This window comes from Nocardiopsis alkaliphila YIM 80379 (assembly GCF_000341005.1).
GTDB classification, from domain to species: domain Bacteria; phylum Actinomycetota; class Actinomycetes; order Streptosporangiales; family Streptosporangiaceae; genus Nocardiopsis; species Nocardiopsis alkaliphila.
In genome coordinates this window covers 16920-33558 of record NZ_ANBD01000071.1, presented here as the reverse complement: position 1 = coordinate 33558, position 16639 = coordinate 16920, and the positions used below count along the sequence as shown (strand labels likewise).

Sequence of the window (16639 nt, the reverse complement as noted above, 5' to 3'; positions counted from 1 at the left end):
CACACGTCCCCGGTTTGTTGAGGCAGAGCACACGTTGAGCGAGCAGTCCCGTTCCCAAAGCCGCCGTCCGCGACGGGGCGCCAAACCCCGACAGGGTGGTCAGCGGTCCGGGCCGCCCCAGCCCCGAGACCCCGCCCGGCGGGTCGCCTACGACGTGTTGCGGGCGGTGGGGCAACGTGACGCCTACGCGAACCTGCTGCTGCCCTCGCTGCTGGGTGAACGCGGTGTCCATGGCCGTGACGCGGCCCTGGCCACCGAACTCACCTACGGCACCCTGCGTCATCAGGGCACCTACGACGCCATCCTGCAGACCTGTGTGGACCGCACTCTGGCGTCGGTGGATCAGGAGGTGCTGCCCCTGTTGCGCATGGGGTCCCACCAGTTGCTGTCCACCAACATCCCGCCGCACGCCGCGGTCGGTGAGACCGTGGCCTTGGCCCGTAAGGTGGTCGGTCACCATCGTTCCGGGTTCGTCAACGCGATCCTGCGCAAGGTGAGCGCCCGTGACCTGGACGCCTGGCTGCCGATCGTGGCCCCCGAACGCGATCGTGACCCCAGTGGTCATCTGTCGGTGGTGCACAGCCACCCGCGCTGGGTGGTCAAGGAATTGGCCCGGGCCTTGGGGGAGAGGGCCAAGGACGCGGGTCTGCCGCGTACCGAGGAACTGCTCAAGGCGCACAACGAACGCCCCAAGGTCACCCTCGTGGCCAAACCGGGCCGGGCCAAGGTCTCGGACCTGCGAGAGTCGGGGGCCGAGCCGGGCCGTTACTCGCCCTTCGCCGCCTATCTTCCCGAAGGTGACCCCGGAGCCATCCGTGAGGTGCGGCAGAACCGGGCCGCGGTCCAGGACGAGGCCAGCCAACTCGTCGCCTTGGCGTTGACCCGAGTGGACACACACGGCGACGACTCCCGGTGGCTGGACCTGTGCGCGGGCCCGGGGGGCAAGGCGGGGTTGCTGGCCTCCCTGGCCGGTCAGCGTGAGGCCCGTCTGGTCGCCTCCGAAGCGCAGCCGGCTCGTGCGGGGCTGGTGGCCACCGCGGTGCGTCGCGCGCCTCGAGACGCCGGTCGAGCCATCGTCGCCGATGGAACCAGGCCCGCTTGGAAACCGGGGGTCTTCGATCGGGTGCTGGCGGACGTGCCCTGCACCGGTCTGGGCGCCCTGCGCCGTCGACCCGAATCGCGTTGGCGGCGAGGCCCGGACAACGTCACCGAGTTGGCTCCACTACAGAGCGCCCTGCTGGTCAGTGCGGTGGAGGCCGTCCGTCCGGGCGGGGTGGTGGCGTACGTCACCTGCTCGCCGCATCTGGGTGAGACCCACACCATCGTTCAGGACGTGATCGGCCGGCGTGACGACCTGGAATTGCTGCGCGCCCCCGACTACCTGGACGAGGTCCCCGACCTGGCGTCCGGACCCGAGGGCAGGTATGCGCAGTTCTGGCCGCACGTCCATGGCACCGACGCCATGTTCCTGGCCTTGTTGCGTCGCAAGAGCGTATAGCCCGAGGGGTCGTTTCGAACCGCCGCTTGGACCCGCATCGATCCACGGCGCGGGTTAAATCGGACATATACAGATCTACCCCGTAAAGGTGTCGAATCGGTGGGGGTGGATCTGCGGCCGATCAAAGCTGTATACACTGCTGACGTGGCAATTCAGATCTCTCCCAGCATCCTGAGTGCGGACTTCGCGCACTTGGCCGACGAGGCCGCCGCCGTGCCGACCGCGGACTGGCTGCACGTCGACGTCATGGACGGACACTTCGTTCCCAACCTGACGCTGGGCCTGCCTGTCGTGGAATCCCTGCTCAAGGCGACCTCCACGCCCCTGGACTGCCACCTGATGATCGAGGACCCCGACCGCTGGGCACCCGCCTACGCAGAGGCCGGGGCGGGCAGCGTCACCATTCACGCCAAGGCCGCCAACGCACCCGTGCGTACCCTGCGGGAGATCCGCAAGCAGGGCTCCCGCGCCGGACTGGCCCTCAACCCCGCCGAACCGGTCGAACCCTACGCCGACCTCATCGGCGAGATGGACATGCTGTTGCTCATGACCGTCGAGCCGGGCTTCGGTGGACAGAAGTTCCTTGACCTGGTCCTGCCCAAAATCCGTCGCGCACGTGAGATGCTGGACGACAGGGACGCCTCCGTCTGGCTCCAGGTGGACGGTGGGGTCAGCGACGAGACGATCGAGCGGGCCGCCGAGGCCGGCGCCGACGTCTTCGTCGCCGGATCGGCCGTCTACGGGGCCCAGGACCCCGCAGGCGCGATCGAGTCACTGCGCGCGCAGGCCCGTAGGGCCGGCGGCAGGGACTGACACTCAAGACCATCTCCGAAAGGGGCGCGGCCGCCCGCACCCACCACCCCGGTGCGGCCGCGCCCCGCCCCCTTCCCCGTCCGGGACGCCCTCCCGAACGAGTCTTCCCATAACGATCCCGGTGCGTCGTCCCCGTGGGCCTGGTCACCGAGGACCGATGGTGCCTATGCTTCCCGCGGTAGTCGTAGATTTCGCTTGGTCGCGGCTCCGTCTTCCCCTGCACGACCCTCCGTGCGTCCGGGGGAGCGGCGCGGCGTGAGCGCGTTGCCAGGCGCGGACCCGTGGAGAGTACGCGTGAACTCCGAGTATCTGGCCATGGACGCCCTCTGGGAAGCGGAGAGCACCGCGATCCGCTGGTTGCAGGGCGCGGGTGACTGGTTGGCCCACCCCTTGGGGGCGATCACCCATCTGGGCTCGCAGGGCCTCATCATCGTCCTCTTGGCCGCCGTCTTTTGGAGTGTGCACGCGGGAACGGGCGCCCGACTGTTCGTCGCGGTCATCGCCTCCGGCGCGGTCAACGGTCTGCTCAAGTCGGTGTCCTACACACCGCGCCCCTACTGGTTCGACGCCCAGGTCACCGGCCACCACCACCACGGAAGTTTCGGTATGCCCTCCGGGCACAGCCAAGCGGCCATGGTCGCCTGGGGCTATCTGGGTCTCAGAACGGGCCGGCAGGGCCTGATCTGGGCGGCCGGAGCCGTCATCCTCCTGGTCGCCTTCTCCCGCGTCTACCTGGGTGTCCACTTCTTCAGCGACGTCCTGGCCGGGTTGGCTGTGGGCGCTCTGATCCTTTGGCTGGTGCTGCGCTACGAGGATCGCGTGCTCCTCTGGTGGCGGTCGTTGGCCACCGGCCGCTGGGTGTCCTACCTACTGGTGGCCACGCTGGTGCCTTGCCTGCTCATCACGGCCTGGCAGTACGGTGCTCGGGGCGACTGGGTGGTTCCGCACACGGAGTGGATCGGGGCCACCTCCGCGGATCCGGCCGGAAGTTCCCTGGCCGGCCTCTACACGGCCTGCGGTGGTCTCCTGGGCGGGGTGTTCGGCTTCACCCTGCTGTACCGGCGGGGTTGGTACAGCGCCGAGGGCACCGTCACCGCTCGAGTGGCGCGTTTCGCCCTGGGCATCTCGGTCGTCGTGCTCATCATGGTCTTGGAGGAGGTCCTGTTCGGTGAACCGACCGGGATGGCCGCCGCCCTGCTCTCCTTCGTGACCTACGCGGGGATGGCGTTCTGGGCCACCTATGGTGCGCCGAGGATGTTCGTCCGCAGTGGTCTGGCCGCCTCGGCGCAAGAGGTGGGCCCCACCGGTGCCCGTGAGACCGGTCACAGCGTCTAGGCGGTTGCTCGACGAGGGGTTAGAATCGGAACCGTTCAGATCGAACGCGTGCTCCGGGGTCGGTGAAAGTCCGAACCGGCGGTGATAGTCCGCGACCCGGCCGAATCCATCGGCCGGTTGAACCGGTGGAATTCCGGTACCGACGGTTAAAGTCCGGATGGGAGGCAGTGCGCGTTGGGACGGTTTCGAGCGCGCACGCCCACCGGCGTATCCGTTCGTCCCGACCTTGTCGTGGACCCGTTTCTCCACACCCTTTTCCCCGGAGCCGCACAGGCGAAGGGACGTAGGGCGTGTTCACCGGAATCGTGGAAGAGCTCGGCGAGGTCATCTCCCTCCGGGCGGCCGGAAACACCGGCGAGGCCGCGCTGCTCACCGTGCGCGGCCCCCTGGTCGCCTCCGACGCCCACCATGGCGACTCCATCGCGGTCAACGGTGTGTGCCTGACCGTCGTCGAACTCGGAGAGGGCACCTTCACCGCCGACGTGATGAAGGAGTCCCTGGACCGCTCCTCGTTGGGTTCCCTGGCCCCCGGCGCGCCGGTGAACCTGGAGCGTGCCGCCCGCGTGGACGGTCGCCTGGGCGGTCACATCGTCCAAGGACACGTGGACGGCACCGCTCGCCTGCTTTCCCGGGACCCCGCAGACAAATGGGACGTTCTACGTTTCGCCATGGCCCCGGAACTCTCCCCGTACGTGGTGGAGAAGGGTTCCATCACCGTGGACGGCACCAGCCTCACCGTCTCCGCCGTCAGCGCGCCCGGCGCCGCGCAGGAGTACTTCGAGGTCAGCCTCATTCCGGCCACCCTGGAGGCCACCAACCTGGGCGGCTTGACCGTGGGCGCCACCGTGAACATCGAGGTGGACGTCATCGCCAAGTACGTGGAGCGCATCACCGCCGTCGCCCGGTCCCGGAACGAGGCTCCGGTCCGAGCCCACGTCTAGGACACCACCTCACCACCGACGTATCTTCAGGGAGCGGGAATGACCGTCACCGAAACCACTCCGGCCGCCGACACCGAGCAGGCCGTGGTCCTCGACCCGATCGAGGACGCCATCGCCGATTTCGCCGCTGGTCGGGCCATCGTGGTGGTGGACGACGAGGACCGTGAGAACGAGGGCGACATCATCTTCGCCGCGGAACTGGCCACCCCCGCTCTGTTGGCGTTCATGATCCGCTACACCTCCGGAGTGGTGTGCGTGCCCATGGAGGGCGAGGACCTGGACCGTCTCGACCTGCCACTGATGACCGCGCGCAACGAGGAGAGCCTGCGTACCGCCTACACGGTCACCGTCGACGCCCGGGAAGGTGTGAGCACCGGGATCTCCGCTGCGGACCGGAGCCGCACCATCCGGTTGCTGGCCGCGGCCGAGAGCGCCCCAACCGACTTCGTGCGCCCCGGTCACATCCTGCCGTTGCGGGCTCGGCCGGGAGGCGTACTGGCCAGGCGTGGGCACACCGAGGCCTCGGTGGACTTCGCCCGGCTGGCGGGTCTGCGTCCCGCCGGGGTCTTGGCCGAGGTGGTCAACGACGACGGCACCATGGCCCGTCTGCCACAGTTGCGCCGGTTCGCCGACGAACACGGCCTCAGACTCGTCTCGGTGGAGCAGCTGGCGGCCCATCGCCTCGCCTTGGGCCAGACCCTGACCGCCCAACAGGCCACGCCGCCGCTGGTCAGCCGTATGGTCCAGACCCGTATGCCCAACCGGCACGGTGAGTGGCGGGCGGTCGGGTACAGGGGGACCACGGACGGCGCGGAGCACGTCGCCCTGGTGTACGGCGACCTGACCGACGGCACCGACGTCTTGGCCCGTCTGCACTCGGAGTGTCTGACCGGTGACGCGTTCGGTTCGCACCGGTGCGACTGCGGAGCCCAGCTGGACGCCGCCATGGCCGACATCGCCAAGGCCGGCCGGGGCGTGGTGGTCTACCTGGGTGGGCACGAGGGCCGAGGGATCGGCCTGCTGCACAAGTTGAGCGCCTACAGTCTCCAAGACCGGGGCGAGGACACCGTCGACGCCAACCTGAAGTTGGGCCTGCCCGCCGACGCACGCGAATTCGGTGCGGGCGCGCAGATCCTCACGGACCTGGGGGTGTCCTCGGTGCGGTTGTTGACCAACAACCCGGTCAAGGCCGAGGCCTTGGAACAGCACGGGGTGCGAGTGAACGAGCGTGTGGCCATGCCCACGTTCGTCACCGAGGACAACCTCTCCTATCTGCTGACCAAGCGGGACCGTATGGGCCACGACCTGGACGATGCCCTTCGTTAGCGAGGAGCCGCGGCTCACTCCGCCGCCCACAGCGCACATCTCGTCGATTTCTTGGAAAGGCCGGACATGAGCGGTACGGGACGCCCGGAGCAGGAGAGCGTCGATGCCGGAGGGCTCTCGGTGGGCCTCGTCGCCACCCGGTGGAACGCCCCGATCGTGGAGCCGATGCTCGCCAACGCGTTGGAGGTGGTCAAGGCATCGGGGGTCCTCACCCCGGTGGTGGTCAAGGTGGCCGGGGCGGTGGAGATCCCGGTGGTGGCCCAGGAGTTGGCCCGACGGTACGACGCGGTGATCGCGTTGGGGGCCGTCATCCGTGGGGGCACGCCGCATTTCGACTACGTGTGCCGATCGGTCACCCACGGGCTGACCGAGGTGGCGTTGCGTGAATCCACCCCCGTGGGCAACGGTGTGCTCACGTGTGACACCCTTGAACAGGCGCGTGACCGCGCCGGCCTGCCTGGGAGCGTGGAGAACAAGGGCGCCGAGGCCGCGCTGGCCGCCTTGGACACGGCGGTGGTCCTGCGTGGGCTGCGCCGCTGACGTACATCCTCCTGCACGGTGCGCGCCGCGAACCGGGTGGCTTGAGGACCGTGTGAACACGGATGGAGCAGTTGGTGCGGACGAAGGAACAGGCTGTGGACGAGGCGTCGAAACGACCGGAGTTGCCGAGGACCTGGCGACCTCGGGTGGTGCGGTGGGTCGCCTACGGTCTGGGGTTGCTGATCGTGGTGACCATGGTGGTGATGGCGGTGATCATGCCCGCCGATTGGCGCCTGTTGGACCGGTTGCTGATCGTGGGACTGGGATTGGCCGTCGCCGGTGGGCTGCACATGCTGGGTCGACCGAGGCTGATCGCCACCGAGAAGAACGTGATCGTCATCAACGGCATCCGGACCCATTACCTGGCCTGGCCGGAGGTGTTGGACATCCGCATGCCGGTGGGGGAACCCTGGCCGTGCCTGGACCTGTCCGACGGGACCGCGCTGCCGGTGATGGGGATCCAGAGCACCGACGGGGAGTCGGCCCAACGCTCCCTGGAGGAGTTCCGGGCCATGCTGAGCCGGGGCGAGGGCTCCGAGCCGGAACGGCCCGAGTGACCTTTCTCGACCGACCGTGACCTGGCGTGTTCGTGGACGCAACCGAATCGAGCCCTCGTTTCCTGGCGGGACGGGGGCTCTTGCGTGTTGTGTGGGGCACATAGGTTGGTACCGAGCCCTGTGGGTGTCGGGAGAGGCCCGCCACAAGGGATTCTGAGAAGAGGTGCCACGTGCGTGATATCCGAGCGACCGTGTCCGAGCTGTACACCTCGGGTGAGACGTTCGCTTTGGCCACGGTCATCGACACTTACAAGAGCGCGCCTCGGGACGCCGGAGCGGCCATGCTGGTGGAGGACTCCGGTGAGGTGACCGGGAGCGTGTCCGGTGGCTGCGTGGAGGGCGCGGTCTACGAGGAGGCCCTGGAGGTCATCCGGACCGGGGTTCCGGCGCGGCGTACCTACGGAGTCAGCGATGACGACGCCTTCAGCGTGGGTCTGACCTGTGGCGGCACCCTGCACATGTTCGTGGAGCGGATCTCGCGGGAGACCTTCCCACAGTTGGGCGCGGTGCTGGGCGCCATCGACGAGCACCAGCCGGTGGCGGTGGCCACCATCGTGTCCGACCCCTCGGACGCGGACAGGATGGGGCGGCGTCGTGTGGTCTGGCCCGAGAGCGCCGAGGGTGATCTGGGTACGGGTGGGGAGCGCCTGGCCGCCGCCCTGGACGACGACGTGCGCGGCATGCTCGCCCAAGGAAGCACGGGGCTGCTGCACTATGGCGTGGACGGCCAGCGGCGCGGTGACGAGTTGGAGGTGTTCGTGCAGTCGTTCGCTCCGGCCCCGCGCATGTTGGTGTTCGGCGCGATCGACTTCGCCGCGGCCGTGGCGGACCTGGGTACCTACCTGGGTTACCGGGTGACGGTGTGCGACGCACGTCCGGTCTTCGCCACCGCCAAGCGGTTCCCCACCGCGGAGGAGGTGGTGGTCAAGTGGCCGCACGTCTTCCTGGACGAGATCGCCGACCAGATCGATCGGCGCACCGCGATCTGTGTGCTGACCCATGATCCCAAGTTCGACGTACCGGTGCTCAAACGGGCACTCGCCACCGAGGCCGGGTACATCGGCGCGATGGGTTCCCGGCGTACCCACCAGGACCGGTTGGAACGCCTGCGGGAGGCCGGGGTTTCGCGGGAGGCACTGAAGCGGCTGCATTCGCCGATCGGGTTGGACCTGGGTGCGCGCACTCCGGAGGAGACCGCGGTGTCGATCGCCGCGGAACTGGTGCAGACCCGGTGGGGTGGCAGCGGCCGAGCGTTGCGTGAGACCAGTGGTCGCATCCATCGCGATGTGTCCTTCGCGCCCCTGGTTCCGGCCGGATTCGGTCATGCCCAGGAGTGAACCGAATCGTCAGGGACGGAAAAAGCCCTGATCGTGAGGGTTCTTCTGGGTCGCGGCCTTGAAAATCGATATCGGTCTGGGCAAGGCCGGCCACCCGGGGTGCCGGCCCGTGGCATCATCGCGTCATGGTTACAGGGGAAGCGGAGGGCAGGGGAGCCGAGCGTGCGGGCCTGGTGGCGGGTCTGCTGTTGGCGGCCGGTGCGGGAAGCAGACTCGGCCGTCCCAAGGCGCTCGTCGAAGTGGGAGGGGAACGTCTGGTCGACCGAGGGGTGCGCACCCTGAGCAAGGGAGGGTGTACTCCCGTCATGGTGGTGCTGGGAGCGGCCGACACGATCGTCGACGGGGTTTTGACGGTGCACAACCCCGACTGGACCAGTGGCATGGGTTCGTCCGTGCGTGCGGGGATCGACGCGCTGCCCGACAGTGTCGACGCCGTTCTCGTGGCTCTGGCCGACCAGCCCTTGGTCACACCCGAAGCCGTCCGCCGTCTGGTGGAGGCCTATGAGCATGGAGCGCGGGCGGCCGTGGCCACCTACCACGGCAACCCCCGCAACCCCGTGATGCTCGGCCGTGAACACTGGTCCACGGTCTATTCCATGGCCGAACGTGATGTGGGTGCACGGCCCTTCCTGCGGGCCTACTCCCACCTGGTGACCTCGATTTCCTGTGACGACGTCGCCAGCCCTGACGACATCGATACCACGGAGGACCTGGCCCGCCTCAGCGAGATGCTCGACCGGCCCTGAACCGACTGGACGTCTTCGAGTGCGCGTGCGAACGCGCGGGTCCGGTCACCCCGCCAGAGGTTCTGCGAGGATGCCGAAAGTACGTTCCACACTCTGGCCCGGGGCCAGGACCAGCAGGTCGGTACCGCTGTTGAGGGCGTCGGGCGGGCAGGTCATGGGTTCGGCGGCCAGGTGGGCGCGGTGCGCGTCCCCGCCCAGGGTGTCGGCGCTGAACAGTTGGAGCCAGTCGAACCCGGGCCCGGCCCACAGGGCCACTCCATGTTCGGGGCCGCTCAGCCGCACCCACGCCCGTCCCCGCTCGTCCCGGGACAGGTCGGTGAAGGCGGTGTCCAACACGGTGGTACCCAGGTCACGGCCGGGTGGGCGCAGATCGAACTCTCCGTCGGCCACCGGTACCGGGGCGCCCTGGGGGATGAGTCGCTCGTCGCAGGGCTGGCTGCTGCCGGCATCGGAGGAGACGGTGAGTTCGCCGCGCTCGGATAGCTCCGATATGGGGCGCCCCAGAGTGAGGTAGGGGTGGAAGCCCACCCCGAAGGGGGCCTCCCCGTCTCCGACGTTGCGCGCCTCCACGGTGACCGTCAGTCCTTCATCGGAGAGCCGGTGGCTCGCGGTGAGTTCCAACGGGAACGGGTAGCCGGGGGTGCCGGGGAAGGTCAGCCGCAGCCTCACCGCTTCCGCGTCCACTTCGACGGGCGACCAGTCCAGGGCGTGGACCAGGCCGTGGATGGCCGAACCGGTCTTCGGGTCGTCGATCTCCAGGTGGTACTCGGTGCCTTGGAAGGAGTACCGGCCCCCGGACACCCGGTTGGGCCAAGGAGCCAACAGTTGCCCTTGGAAGGCGAGCGGTCCCTCCCCACGGGTGTAGGGCCACACCAGGTCCCGATCTCGCCAGGTCAGTGCCTGTAGACCCGCACCGATCCCGTCCACGCGCGCCCGGTAGTCACCGCAGCGCAGCTCGAACACCTCGCCCACCTGTCCGCCTTCCTTCATGGGGCCGATCCCCGTCGAACCCCGGTGATCCTAGCGCGTGGCCCGGCTCAACCGAGGAGTCCGTCCAGCGGGATGAGGATTCCAGAGCCGAGGGCGAGCAGGCCGGTGGACATCAGTACCACGAGCATCAGCGCCGATCCGCCCACCGCCAGTCGGAAGGCGGCGAGTCGGCGACGTGCCTTCACCTTCTGCCCGGCCGCGGTCCGCCCCAGGTAGAGCAGCGTCACCGACAGCAGGACGGGAAACCACCAGGCGGTGCCCACGTCGCCGGGTAGAAGCCCGAGCAGGGCCGCGGCGGCTTCGCTCACCGGGTTGGCGCTGAAATCCAAAAGGCCGGTGTAGGTGTCCATCACCCACGTGTTCCGAGGGAAGAATCCCTCCTCCGGGCGCAGCGCCCGACCGAGCCCGTCGAGTAGTCCGAGTAGGGCCGCGGGGTAGGCGAAGCGGCGGCAGCGGCCGGCACGCATGGCCCGTTGAATCTGCCCCATGGTCCGCTCCACCCGGCGTTCGGCCCTCTCCCGCCGTCGGCGTTCCTTGGCGGTGTCGGCTTGATGGGCACGGCTCGGGTCCTCGGGTCGCGCCGGGTCGTCCGCTCGGCCGGCGGCTTGGGCCCGTCGCTGTCGGGCCGAGCCGGCCTTCTCCTTGGTGTTGTCCCACTTCGCGCGGGCCGCACCGGCCAGGGAGGCCCAGCGGTCTTGGCGGCGGGCCCGGCCGTCGGCACGTTCACGTTCGGAGATCGTTCGACCGATCCGATCGGCTTCGGGCAACAGGACCAGAGCGGTGAGGAGCGCGCCACGCGAGGCCAGGCCGTCCCCTCCGTCGCGTAGTGCGACACGGCGTTGTTCCGACCACCAGGGGGCGTTGGGCGCGAAGCTGCGTTGCCGGGGATGCCAGGACTGGCGGCGCAGTAGTGAACGGTGTCGGGAACCGACCTCATCGGCCAGGACCAGTTCGACGGCGCGCGCCCACGTGGTGTCGATCTCGTGGGCGGCGGGTCGGCGCGGTGCGTCGGGTCCAGAACCCACCAGGTGGTCGAGGTCCTCCTGGACCCGTCGCATCAACAGCGGTACCTCGTGTTGGACGCGTTCCAGGAGGGCACAGCGCCCCGAGCCTCCCGATCGACAGGAGGGGTGGGGACACCAGTGCTGGGAGCCGAGCCCGACCACGCCCGTCTGGACGGCCTCGCGTATCACCGAGTGCCGGCTGGCGTCACCGGTGGCCAGGGACAGCAGTCCGTCAGCGCTGATCTGGTGGCCTCGGAAGCGAGGCGGCATGCCGGGCACGTAGCGGGCGGCCAGCGCGCTGATGGCCACGTGGGCCAGGTCGGGCCGCTCGTCCAACCCGGTGAGGTAGGACCGGTCGAAGGTGTAGTCGTTGACCTCGCGATCCAGCCAGGTGCGCAGCTCGGACCAGTGGGTGCGCAGCCACAGGGCACCGGTGTCGGAACGGTCCAGCAGGTCGAAGGCCAGACTCGGGGGATCCTCGTGGGAGGCCCCGGCGAAGTCGATCGGGCGCAACCGTCGGGCGGTTCGGATCCGTGGCCGTTCCCCGGCCAACCAGGCGGCGACCTCCTCGTGACCCCATCGGGCCGACGGGGCGGGGGTGAGCAGGCCACGGGCCGCCAGCCGCCAACGTTCGTCGGTGATCGCGGAGATGTCCACCTCGGTGTTGCGGGCGGTCAGCCAGTTCCCTCCGCGTTCGGGGCGGCGGCCGGTGACCAGTTCGTGCACCATCACCCCCAGGGACCACCAGGCGGCGGGTGCTTCACGGCGGCCTTCGATGACCTCGGGGGCGGCGTAGTCCTCGGTGATGGCCTGTCCGCCGTAGACACGGCTCATGGTGGCGCGTACGGCACCGCCGAAGTCGGTGAGCGCCACCACCGGCGGGTCCAGGGAGCGGACCAGTAGGTTCTCCGGTTTGACGTCGGTGTGGTTGTGCTGGAGTTCGCTCTGCCAATGGTGGAGGCAATCGGCGACGGCACGGACCACCGCTCGGGCCCGTTCGTCCTCCAAGGGTGCCTCATCGATGACCTCGCGCAGGGTGCCGTGGGAGAAGTACTCCTGTGCCTCCCAGGCCAGTTCCTCGCCCCAGGAACTGGTGGCGGTGCCGTAGCCCTGGATGGCGGGGGTGTACGGGGAGGCGGTACCGCGGGCGCGCAGCCGGTCCAGGAGTTCGCGGTTGATGTCGTGGCCGGGACGGTACACCTTCAACGCGAGCCTGTGGCCGGGGGAGTCGATGGGTTCGACCAGGTAGACGATGGCTTCGCCGCCCGCGCCCAATCGGTCCAGGACCTGGTAGCGGCGGCGTAGCTCGGCGGGCACGGCGTAGTCGAGGTCGCCGGCGGGGCCGATGACCACACGGGAGACCAGACGGGCCATCCAGTCCAGCAAGGGACCGAAGAGCACTCGCCACCAGGGGGTGCGCACCGGGCCACCGGGACGGGCGGAGTCTTGAGGCCGACCGGAGGGGCGTCGGACACGAGTGGCCTGTGGGGAGAGAACGCTGGTGCGGTCGGTATCCCCGGATGGCAGGATCCGGGTGCGGTCCTCGCCGGGGTCGGATTCCGGTGGTCGGTTCGCTCCCGGGCGGAACACACGCGTCACCCAGCGTGTGGGTCCCACCGTCGGGTCGATTCGGGTGGTGGGTGGGACGGGGTCGATCCGTTGAGTCGGTGCGCTCTCGTCACCGGGGTCGGGCGTGACCATCGAGGCCTGAGCCACCCTTCGATCGGCGTTGCGGTACGGACGTTCGGGGGAGGGGCGGACCCCATCAGCCTAGGCCGTGCGCGTGCCGGAACGGGGTGGTACGAACACCCCTCGCCGCGGGGTGCGCGCGTCCCCTTCCCCGTGTACCGCCTTGGACTCCCTCGAAGCCGCTCGGGTTCCGATCACGTGCGGGTTTCGGTGCGAAACCTCGTGTGGGCCGAAGCCGCGGGTCGACTCAGTGTTCTCCGCGAGGGGTGATACCGAGTTCGACGCAGGATTCGCGGTACATGCGCACGACCTCCTTGCGGATCTGGGCGCGCTCGGTGAGCGGTTCGGCCCAGGGGACGCGTACCGGGCGTTCGGCTCCGGCCACGGTCACCACGTAGTCGCCGCCCTCGGCGTCCAGGCCGGTCATCCGGGCCGAGGTGGCCTCGGGCTCGCCGCCCAAGGCACGACAGATGATCAGGGTGTCCTCGGGGTGGTCGCCGTTCATGTGGCCGGTGACGGCGGCGACGACCTCGGGGGAGAAAGGGCTGGACGACACGGTGAGGGCTCCTGGTGGTGGGCACACGAGAAATGGGGGAGGGCCGTGGCGCCCTCCCCCATCGACGATATCCGAGGCCCCGCGATTTTGACGACGAAGTGTCGTCAAGTCTCGAGTGGTGGCCGTTCCCCCGATCGGCCACTCTCGGACGCCGTCTCCCTGGGGTGACCCGTGCCCCCAGGGCTCTTCCCAGCGGCGGTTCTTCAGGCCTGGCGAGTGAATTCGGCGTCGAGCTCGATGGTGATCTTGTCGCCGACGACCACGCCGCCGCCGTCCATCGGCATCTCGATGTCCACACCGAACTTCTTGCGACTGATGGTGGTGGTGGCGGAGAAACCCGCGCGGTCCAGGCCGTAGGGGTCGAGGGTGGAGCCGTTGAACTCCAGGTCCAACTCGATCGGGTGGGTGTTGTTCTTGATGGTGAGCTCACCCTTGAGGACGAAGTCCTCGCCCTTGGTCTCGATTCCGGTGGACCGGAAGCGGAAGTCCGGGTTCTCCTCGACGCCGAAGAAGTCGGCGGAGCGGATGTGGGCGTCGCGGTCGGTGTTGTCGGTGTTGATCGAGCCCGCGTCGATGGTGGCCTCGACGGAGGACCGGGTGGGGTCCTCGGGCACGGTCAGGGTGGCGTCGAACTTCTCGAAGCGACCGCGGACCTTGCTCACCATCATGTGGCGGACGGAGAAGCCGACGATGCTGTGCGCGGTGTCGATCTTCCAGGTGCCGGGCTTGAGTTCCTGAGTGGCCATGCTGTCTCTCCTCGTGTCGTGGTGCCCCGGCGTTGCGGGGCTGATTCTCTAACCAAGAACAAAGTACTTTGGAAATATCTTCCTGGGAAGTAGCTTATGGGAGCTATCTTCGGAACGCAAGCCCTCCCGCTAGAATTTCGGCCATGGACAAGGCGTGGCTCGCCTCCGGCGAACAGGAGCTCTGGCGCGGGTTCTTGCGGATGAACTCCTCGATCTACGACGAACTCGAACGCGACCTGCGTGAACGTGAGGGGCTCTCGCTCATCGAGTACGGCATCCTGGCCCACTTGTCGGAGGCACCGGGGCGGCGTATGCGTATGCGCGGGCTCGCCGAATCCGTCATCGTCTCCAAGAGCCGACTGTCCCACCAGGTCGCTCGTTTGGAGCGCGCCGGTCACGTACGTAGGGAGAGTTGCCAGGACGACCGTCGTGGACTCTGGGCGGTCCTCACCGACTCGGGGACCGCCGCACTGGAGAAGGCCGCCCCCGGCCACGCCGAGCGGGTGCGCTCCCTGCTCTTCGACCGTCTCGATCCACGGCAGGTCGCGCACCTGCGCGAGATCGTCGGCGCCTTGGGCGGTGGGCCCACGCCCGAGGAGGGGCGGCGATGAGCCGGGCCGGTGCGACCCCTTCGGGCCTTCTCGGCGAAACCATGGGTATCCACCCTTCGCACCCGTGAAACCGGAGAGGGGGCGGCGGGTGTTCGAGGGGCCGACCCGGTACGGGAGCGGGGGAGAGGTCACATGGTCCCGTTCGAGAGGTGTTCCCATGGTGGACACGCACCCCGGGTAGAGTCGGGAATCGTGAGCAGACCATCCATCATCGGAGCCCAGAACTTCCGTGACGACGACGGCGGCGCCGATCCGGCAGTCGAGGAGCGGCTGCGCGACCACGCGGCGGGCGAGGTCGGTGACCGTCAGGTGTTGGCCGCACTCAGTGACTCCCGAGTGCTCATTCCGGTCGTGGCCGTGGCCACCGAGACAGAGGAAGGCGTGGGTGGTCTGACCAAGGACAAGAACAGTGAGGTCGCCATACCCATCATGACCGGCAAGGACGGTCGTCGGGGTGTGCTCGCCTTCACCTCGGTGGACGCGGTACGACGCTGGCGTCCCGACGCCCGCCCGGTCCCCTTCACCACCCAGGACGCTTGCCGGGCCACCGTGGAGGAGAACGCCGACGCACTGGTCCTGGACGTGTCCGGCCCGGTCTCGTACACCATCCAGGGTCGCTTCCTCAGCATGCTCGCCGAGCAAGGAAGCGTCCCGGAGCCCAAGGACGACCCGCAGGTGCTGGCCCTGATCTACCGGATCACCCACACGGAGTTCGGGATCGAACGCGTTCGCATCCACCCCTCCGAGCACGGTGACATCGGTATCCGTCTCGAGTTGGACGAACGTGACGACGAGTCGCTGCGTCGCGTGGCCGAACGCCTTTCCACCGAACTCCGGCACATCCTGCCCGGTGGCATCGAGCTCAGCGCCGTGGTGCGCGCTCCTCGCGGCGAGAAGGAGGAATGAGCGGGGGCGGCTCCGCGCCGTCCTCACCGGAGTCGTCCACAGGGCGGCCGAAGCACTGTCGTCGGGCCGCGCCAAGGGGTAGTTTCCGAACATGTCCACCCCCTTGGCGCTCACACTCTCCGCGGCACTGTGGTCGATCCCGGCGGCTCTCCTCCTAGGGGTGCTCGGCCTGGCCCTCGGGCGCGCCACCGGACGCCTGGTCCACCTCTTCGGTCCGGCCCACCCGCACACCGAAGCGGTTCCCATGGCGCCTACCAGATCCGAGGGCCCGCCAAACCAGGACGGTGCCATGCCGGAACCGGTGGCAGGGGAGGGCACGCTCGAAGACGATCGGCCGCCACCCCCCCGCTGCCCGCATTGCCACACCGAACTCCGCTTCGTTCGGGGCCTACCCGCCGTGGCCGTCCGTGGCTTCCACCGAGATGGCCGTTGTCCCGAGTGCGCCCACGGAGTGGCCCCGTACGTCCCGGTGACCATCGTCACCATGCTGCTCTTCGCCTTGGTCGGTGCGGTCCTGCCCTTCCACCTACAGCAGTGGGCCCTGTTCGGATCGTTGGCCGTGTTGTGGTTCGTGGCCCTGGGCACCCTGCTCTCCGCCATCGACCTGCGCGTCATGCGGCTGCCGGACGCCGTGGTCGCCCCCGCCTACCCCGTCGCCGGACTCCTGCTGACCGCCGCGGTGCTCCTACCACCCAGCGGCCCGGACCTGAACCGCGGAGCCCGGGCCTTGGTCGGCATGGTGCTCATCACGGTCCTGTACTGGATCCTGTGGCGCGTCCACCCACGTGGGCTCGGTTTCGGTGACGTCAAGTTCTCCGGGCTGACCGGCCTGTACACGGGGTGGGCGGCCGGCCCGGTCGGCGCCTTGGCCGGAGCGTTCTGGGCCTTCGCCGCCTTCTCCGTGGTGGGCCTGCTCCTCCTGCTGCTGCGCAGGGTCACCCGCTCCGACCCCCTCCCGCTCGGCCCGTTCATGGTCGCCGCCACCCTCGCCACGCTCCTGGCCGGCCGCCCCCTCCTCCCTTGAGCGTGCTCCTTCGGGCCCTG

Annotated in this window: 16 protein-coding genes and 1 riboswitch; of the genes, 12 read left to right on the top strand and 4 right to left on the bottom strand. The window is 68.9% G+C overall.

What is annotated here, in order from left to right; all coding sequences use genetic code 11:
- Positions 1–34 precede the first annotated feature (34 nt).
- The 9 genes from D472_RS0111120 (at position 35) to D472_RS0111080 (ending at position 9093) form a co-directional block, all read left to right on the top strand.
- Positions 35–1498, top strand: coding sequence for an RsmB/NOP family class I SAM-dependent RNA methyltransferase (locus tag D472_RS0111120; RefSeq protein WP_026117584.1), 1464 nt, complete (start codon positions 35–37; stop codon positions 1496–1498).
- A gap of 144 nt (positions 1499–1642) precedes the next feature.
- Positions 1643–2311, top strand: a complete 669-nt coding sequence (gene rpe, locus D472_RS0111115) for a ribulose-phosphate 3-epimerase (RefSeq protein ID WP_017604561.1) — start codon at positions 1643–1645, stop codon at positions 2309–2311.
- 315 nt (positions 2312–2626) lie between these two features.
- Positions 2627–3646, top strand: coding sequence for a phosphatase PAP2 family protein (locus D472_RS0111110; RefSeq protein WP_033303611.1), 1020 nt, complete (start codon positions 2627–2629; stop codon positions 3644–3646).
- Between the two features lie 44 nt (positions 3647–3690).
- Positions 3691–3821: riboswitch (FMN riboswitch) on the top strand.
- A gap of 115 nt (positions 3822–3936) precedes the next feature.
- On the top strand, positions 3937–4587 hold the full coding sequence (locus tag D472_RS0111105; RefSeq protein ID WP_017604559.1) for a riboflavin synthase: 651 nt from the start codon (positions 3937–3939) through the stop codon (positions 4585–4587).
- Between the two features lie 39 nt (positions 4588–4626).
- Positions 4627–5913 (top strand): bifunctional 3,4-dihydroxy-2-butanone-4-phosphate synthase/GTP cyclohydrolase II, encoded by a 1287-nt coding sequence (locus D472_RS0111100; RefSeq protein ID WP_017604558.1) that lies wholly within the window; start codon positions 4627–4629, stop codon positions 5911–5913.
- 66 nt (positions 5914–5979) lie between these two features.
- A complete protein-coding gene (gene ribH, locus D472_RS0111095) occupies positions 5980–6453 on the top strand; it encodes a 6,7-dimethyl-8-ribityllumazine synthase (RefSeq protein WP_017604557.1) in 474 nt (157 codons plus the stop codon).
- 95 nt (positions 6454–6548) lie between these two features.
- Positions 6549–7010, top strand: a complete 462-nt coding sequence (locus tag D472_RS0111090; protein ID WP_026117583.1) for a PH domain-containing protein — start codon at positions 6549–6551, stop codon at positions 7008–7010.
- A gap of 170 nt (positions 7011–7180) precedes the next feature.
- Positions 7181–8347, top strand: coding sequence for an XdhC family protein (locus D472_RS0111085; RefSeq protein ID WP_017604555.1), 1167 nt, complete (start codon positions 7181–7183; stop codon positions 8345–8347).
- Between the two features lie 173 nt (positions 8348–8520).
- The gene (locus D472_RS0111080) at positions 8521–9093 is read left to right on the top strand and encodes a nucleotidyltransferase family protein (RefSeq protein WP_017604554.1); all 573 of its coding nucleotides are present in this window, start codon (positions 8521–8523) and stop codon (positions 9091–9093) included.
- A 45-nt stretch (positions 9094–9138) separates the two neighbouring features.
- Here the strand turns inward: D472_RS0111080 and D472_RS0111075 are convergent, their stop codons facing one another.
- From D472_RS0111075 to D472_RS0111060, 4 genes are all read right to left on the bottom strand, one after another.
- Positions 9139–10083, bottom strand: a complete 945-nt coding sequence (locus D472_RS0111075; protein ID WP_017604553.1) for an aldose 1-epimerase family protein — start codon at positions 10081–10083, stop codon at positions 9139–9141.
- A gap of 47 nt (positions 10084–10130) precedes the next feature.
- Positions 10131–12788, bottom strand: a complete 2658-nt coding sequence (locus D472_RS0111070; RefSeq protein WP_017604552.1) for a protein kinase domain-containing protein — start codon at positions 12786–12788, stop codon at positions 10131–10133.
- A gap of 235 nt (positions 12789–13023) precedes the next feature.
- On the bottom strand, positions 13024–13332 hold the full coding sequence (locus tag D472_RS0111065) for a DUF2470 domain-containing protein (protein WP_017604551.1): 309 nt from the start codon (positions 13330–13332) through the stop codon (positions 13024–13026).
- 203 nt (positions 13333–13535) lie between these two features.
- Complete coding sequence (locus D472_RS0111060; protein ID WP_017604550.1) at positions 13536–14078, bottom strand: YceI family protein; 543 nt, start codon at positions 14076–14078, stop codon at positions 13536–13538.
- Positions 14079–14221: 143 nt separating this feature from the next.
- Here D472_RS0111060 and D472_RS0111055 point away from each other — a divergent pair, with 143 nt between their 5' ends.
- From D472_RS0111055 to D472_RS0111045, 3 genes are all read left to right on the top strand, one after another.
- A complete protein-coding gene (locus tag D472_RS0111055; RefSeq protein WP_017604549.1) occupies positions 14222–14689 on the top strand; it encodes a MarR family winged helix-turn-helix transcriptional regulator in 468 nt (155 codons plus the stop codon).
- Between the two features lie 192 nt (positions 14690–14881).
- Positions 14882–15595, top strand: coding sequence for an SseB family protein (locus D472_RS0111050; protein WP_017604548.1), 714 nt, complete (start codon positions 14882–14884; stop codon positions 15593–15595).
- 91 nt (positions 15596–15686) lie between these two features.
- Complete coding sequence (locus D472_RS0111045; RefSeq protein WP_017604547.1) at positions 15687–16619, top strand: prepilin peptidase; 933 nt, start codon at positions 15687–15689, stop codon at positions 16617–16619.
- The last annotated feature ends 20 nt before the right edge of the window (positions 16620–16639 follow it).

Excerpts from the sequence above, each read along its gene's own strand:
- D472_RS0111060 (WP_017604550.1), bottom strand. The coding sequence starts at position 14,078 with ATGGCCACTCAGGAACTCAAGCCCGGCACCTGGAAGATCGACACCGCG.
- D472_RS0111110 (WP_033303611.1), top strand. The coding sequence starts at position 2,627 with ATGGACGCCCTCTGGGAAGCGGAGAGCACCGCGATCCGCTGGTTGCAG.
- D472_RS0111045 (WP_017604547.1), top strand. The coding sequence starts at position 15,687 with ATGTCCACCCCCTTGGCGCTCACACTCTCCGCGGCACTGTGGTCGATC.
- D472_RS0111070 (WP_017604552.1), bottom strand. The coding sequence starts at position 12,788 with ATGGTCACGCCCGACCCCGGTGACGAGAGCGCACCGACTCAACGGATC.
- D472_RS0111075 (WP_017604553.1), bottom strand. The coding sequence starts at position 10,083 with ATGAAGGAAGGCGGACAGGTGGGCGAGGTGTTCGAGCTGCGCTGCGGT.
- D472_RS0111100 (WP_017604558.1), top strand. The coding sequence starts at position 4,627 with ATGACCGTCACCGAAACCACTCCGGCCGCCGACACCGAGCAGGCCGTG.
- ribH (WP_017604557.1), top strand. The coding sequence starts at position 5,980 with ATGAGCGGTACGGGACGCCCGGAGCAGGAGAGCGTCGATGCCGGAGGG.
- D472_RS0111055 (WP_017604549.1), top strand. The coding sequence starts at position 14,222 with ATGGACAAGGCGTGGCTCGCCTCCGGCGAACAGGAGCTCTGGCGCGGG.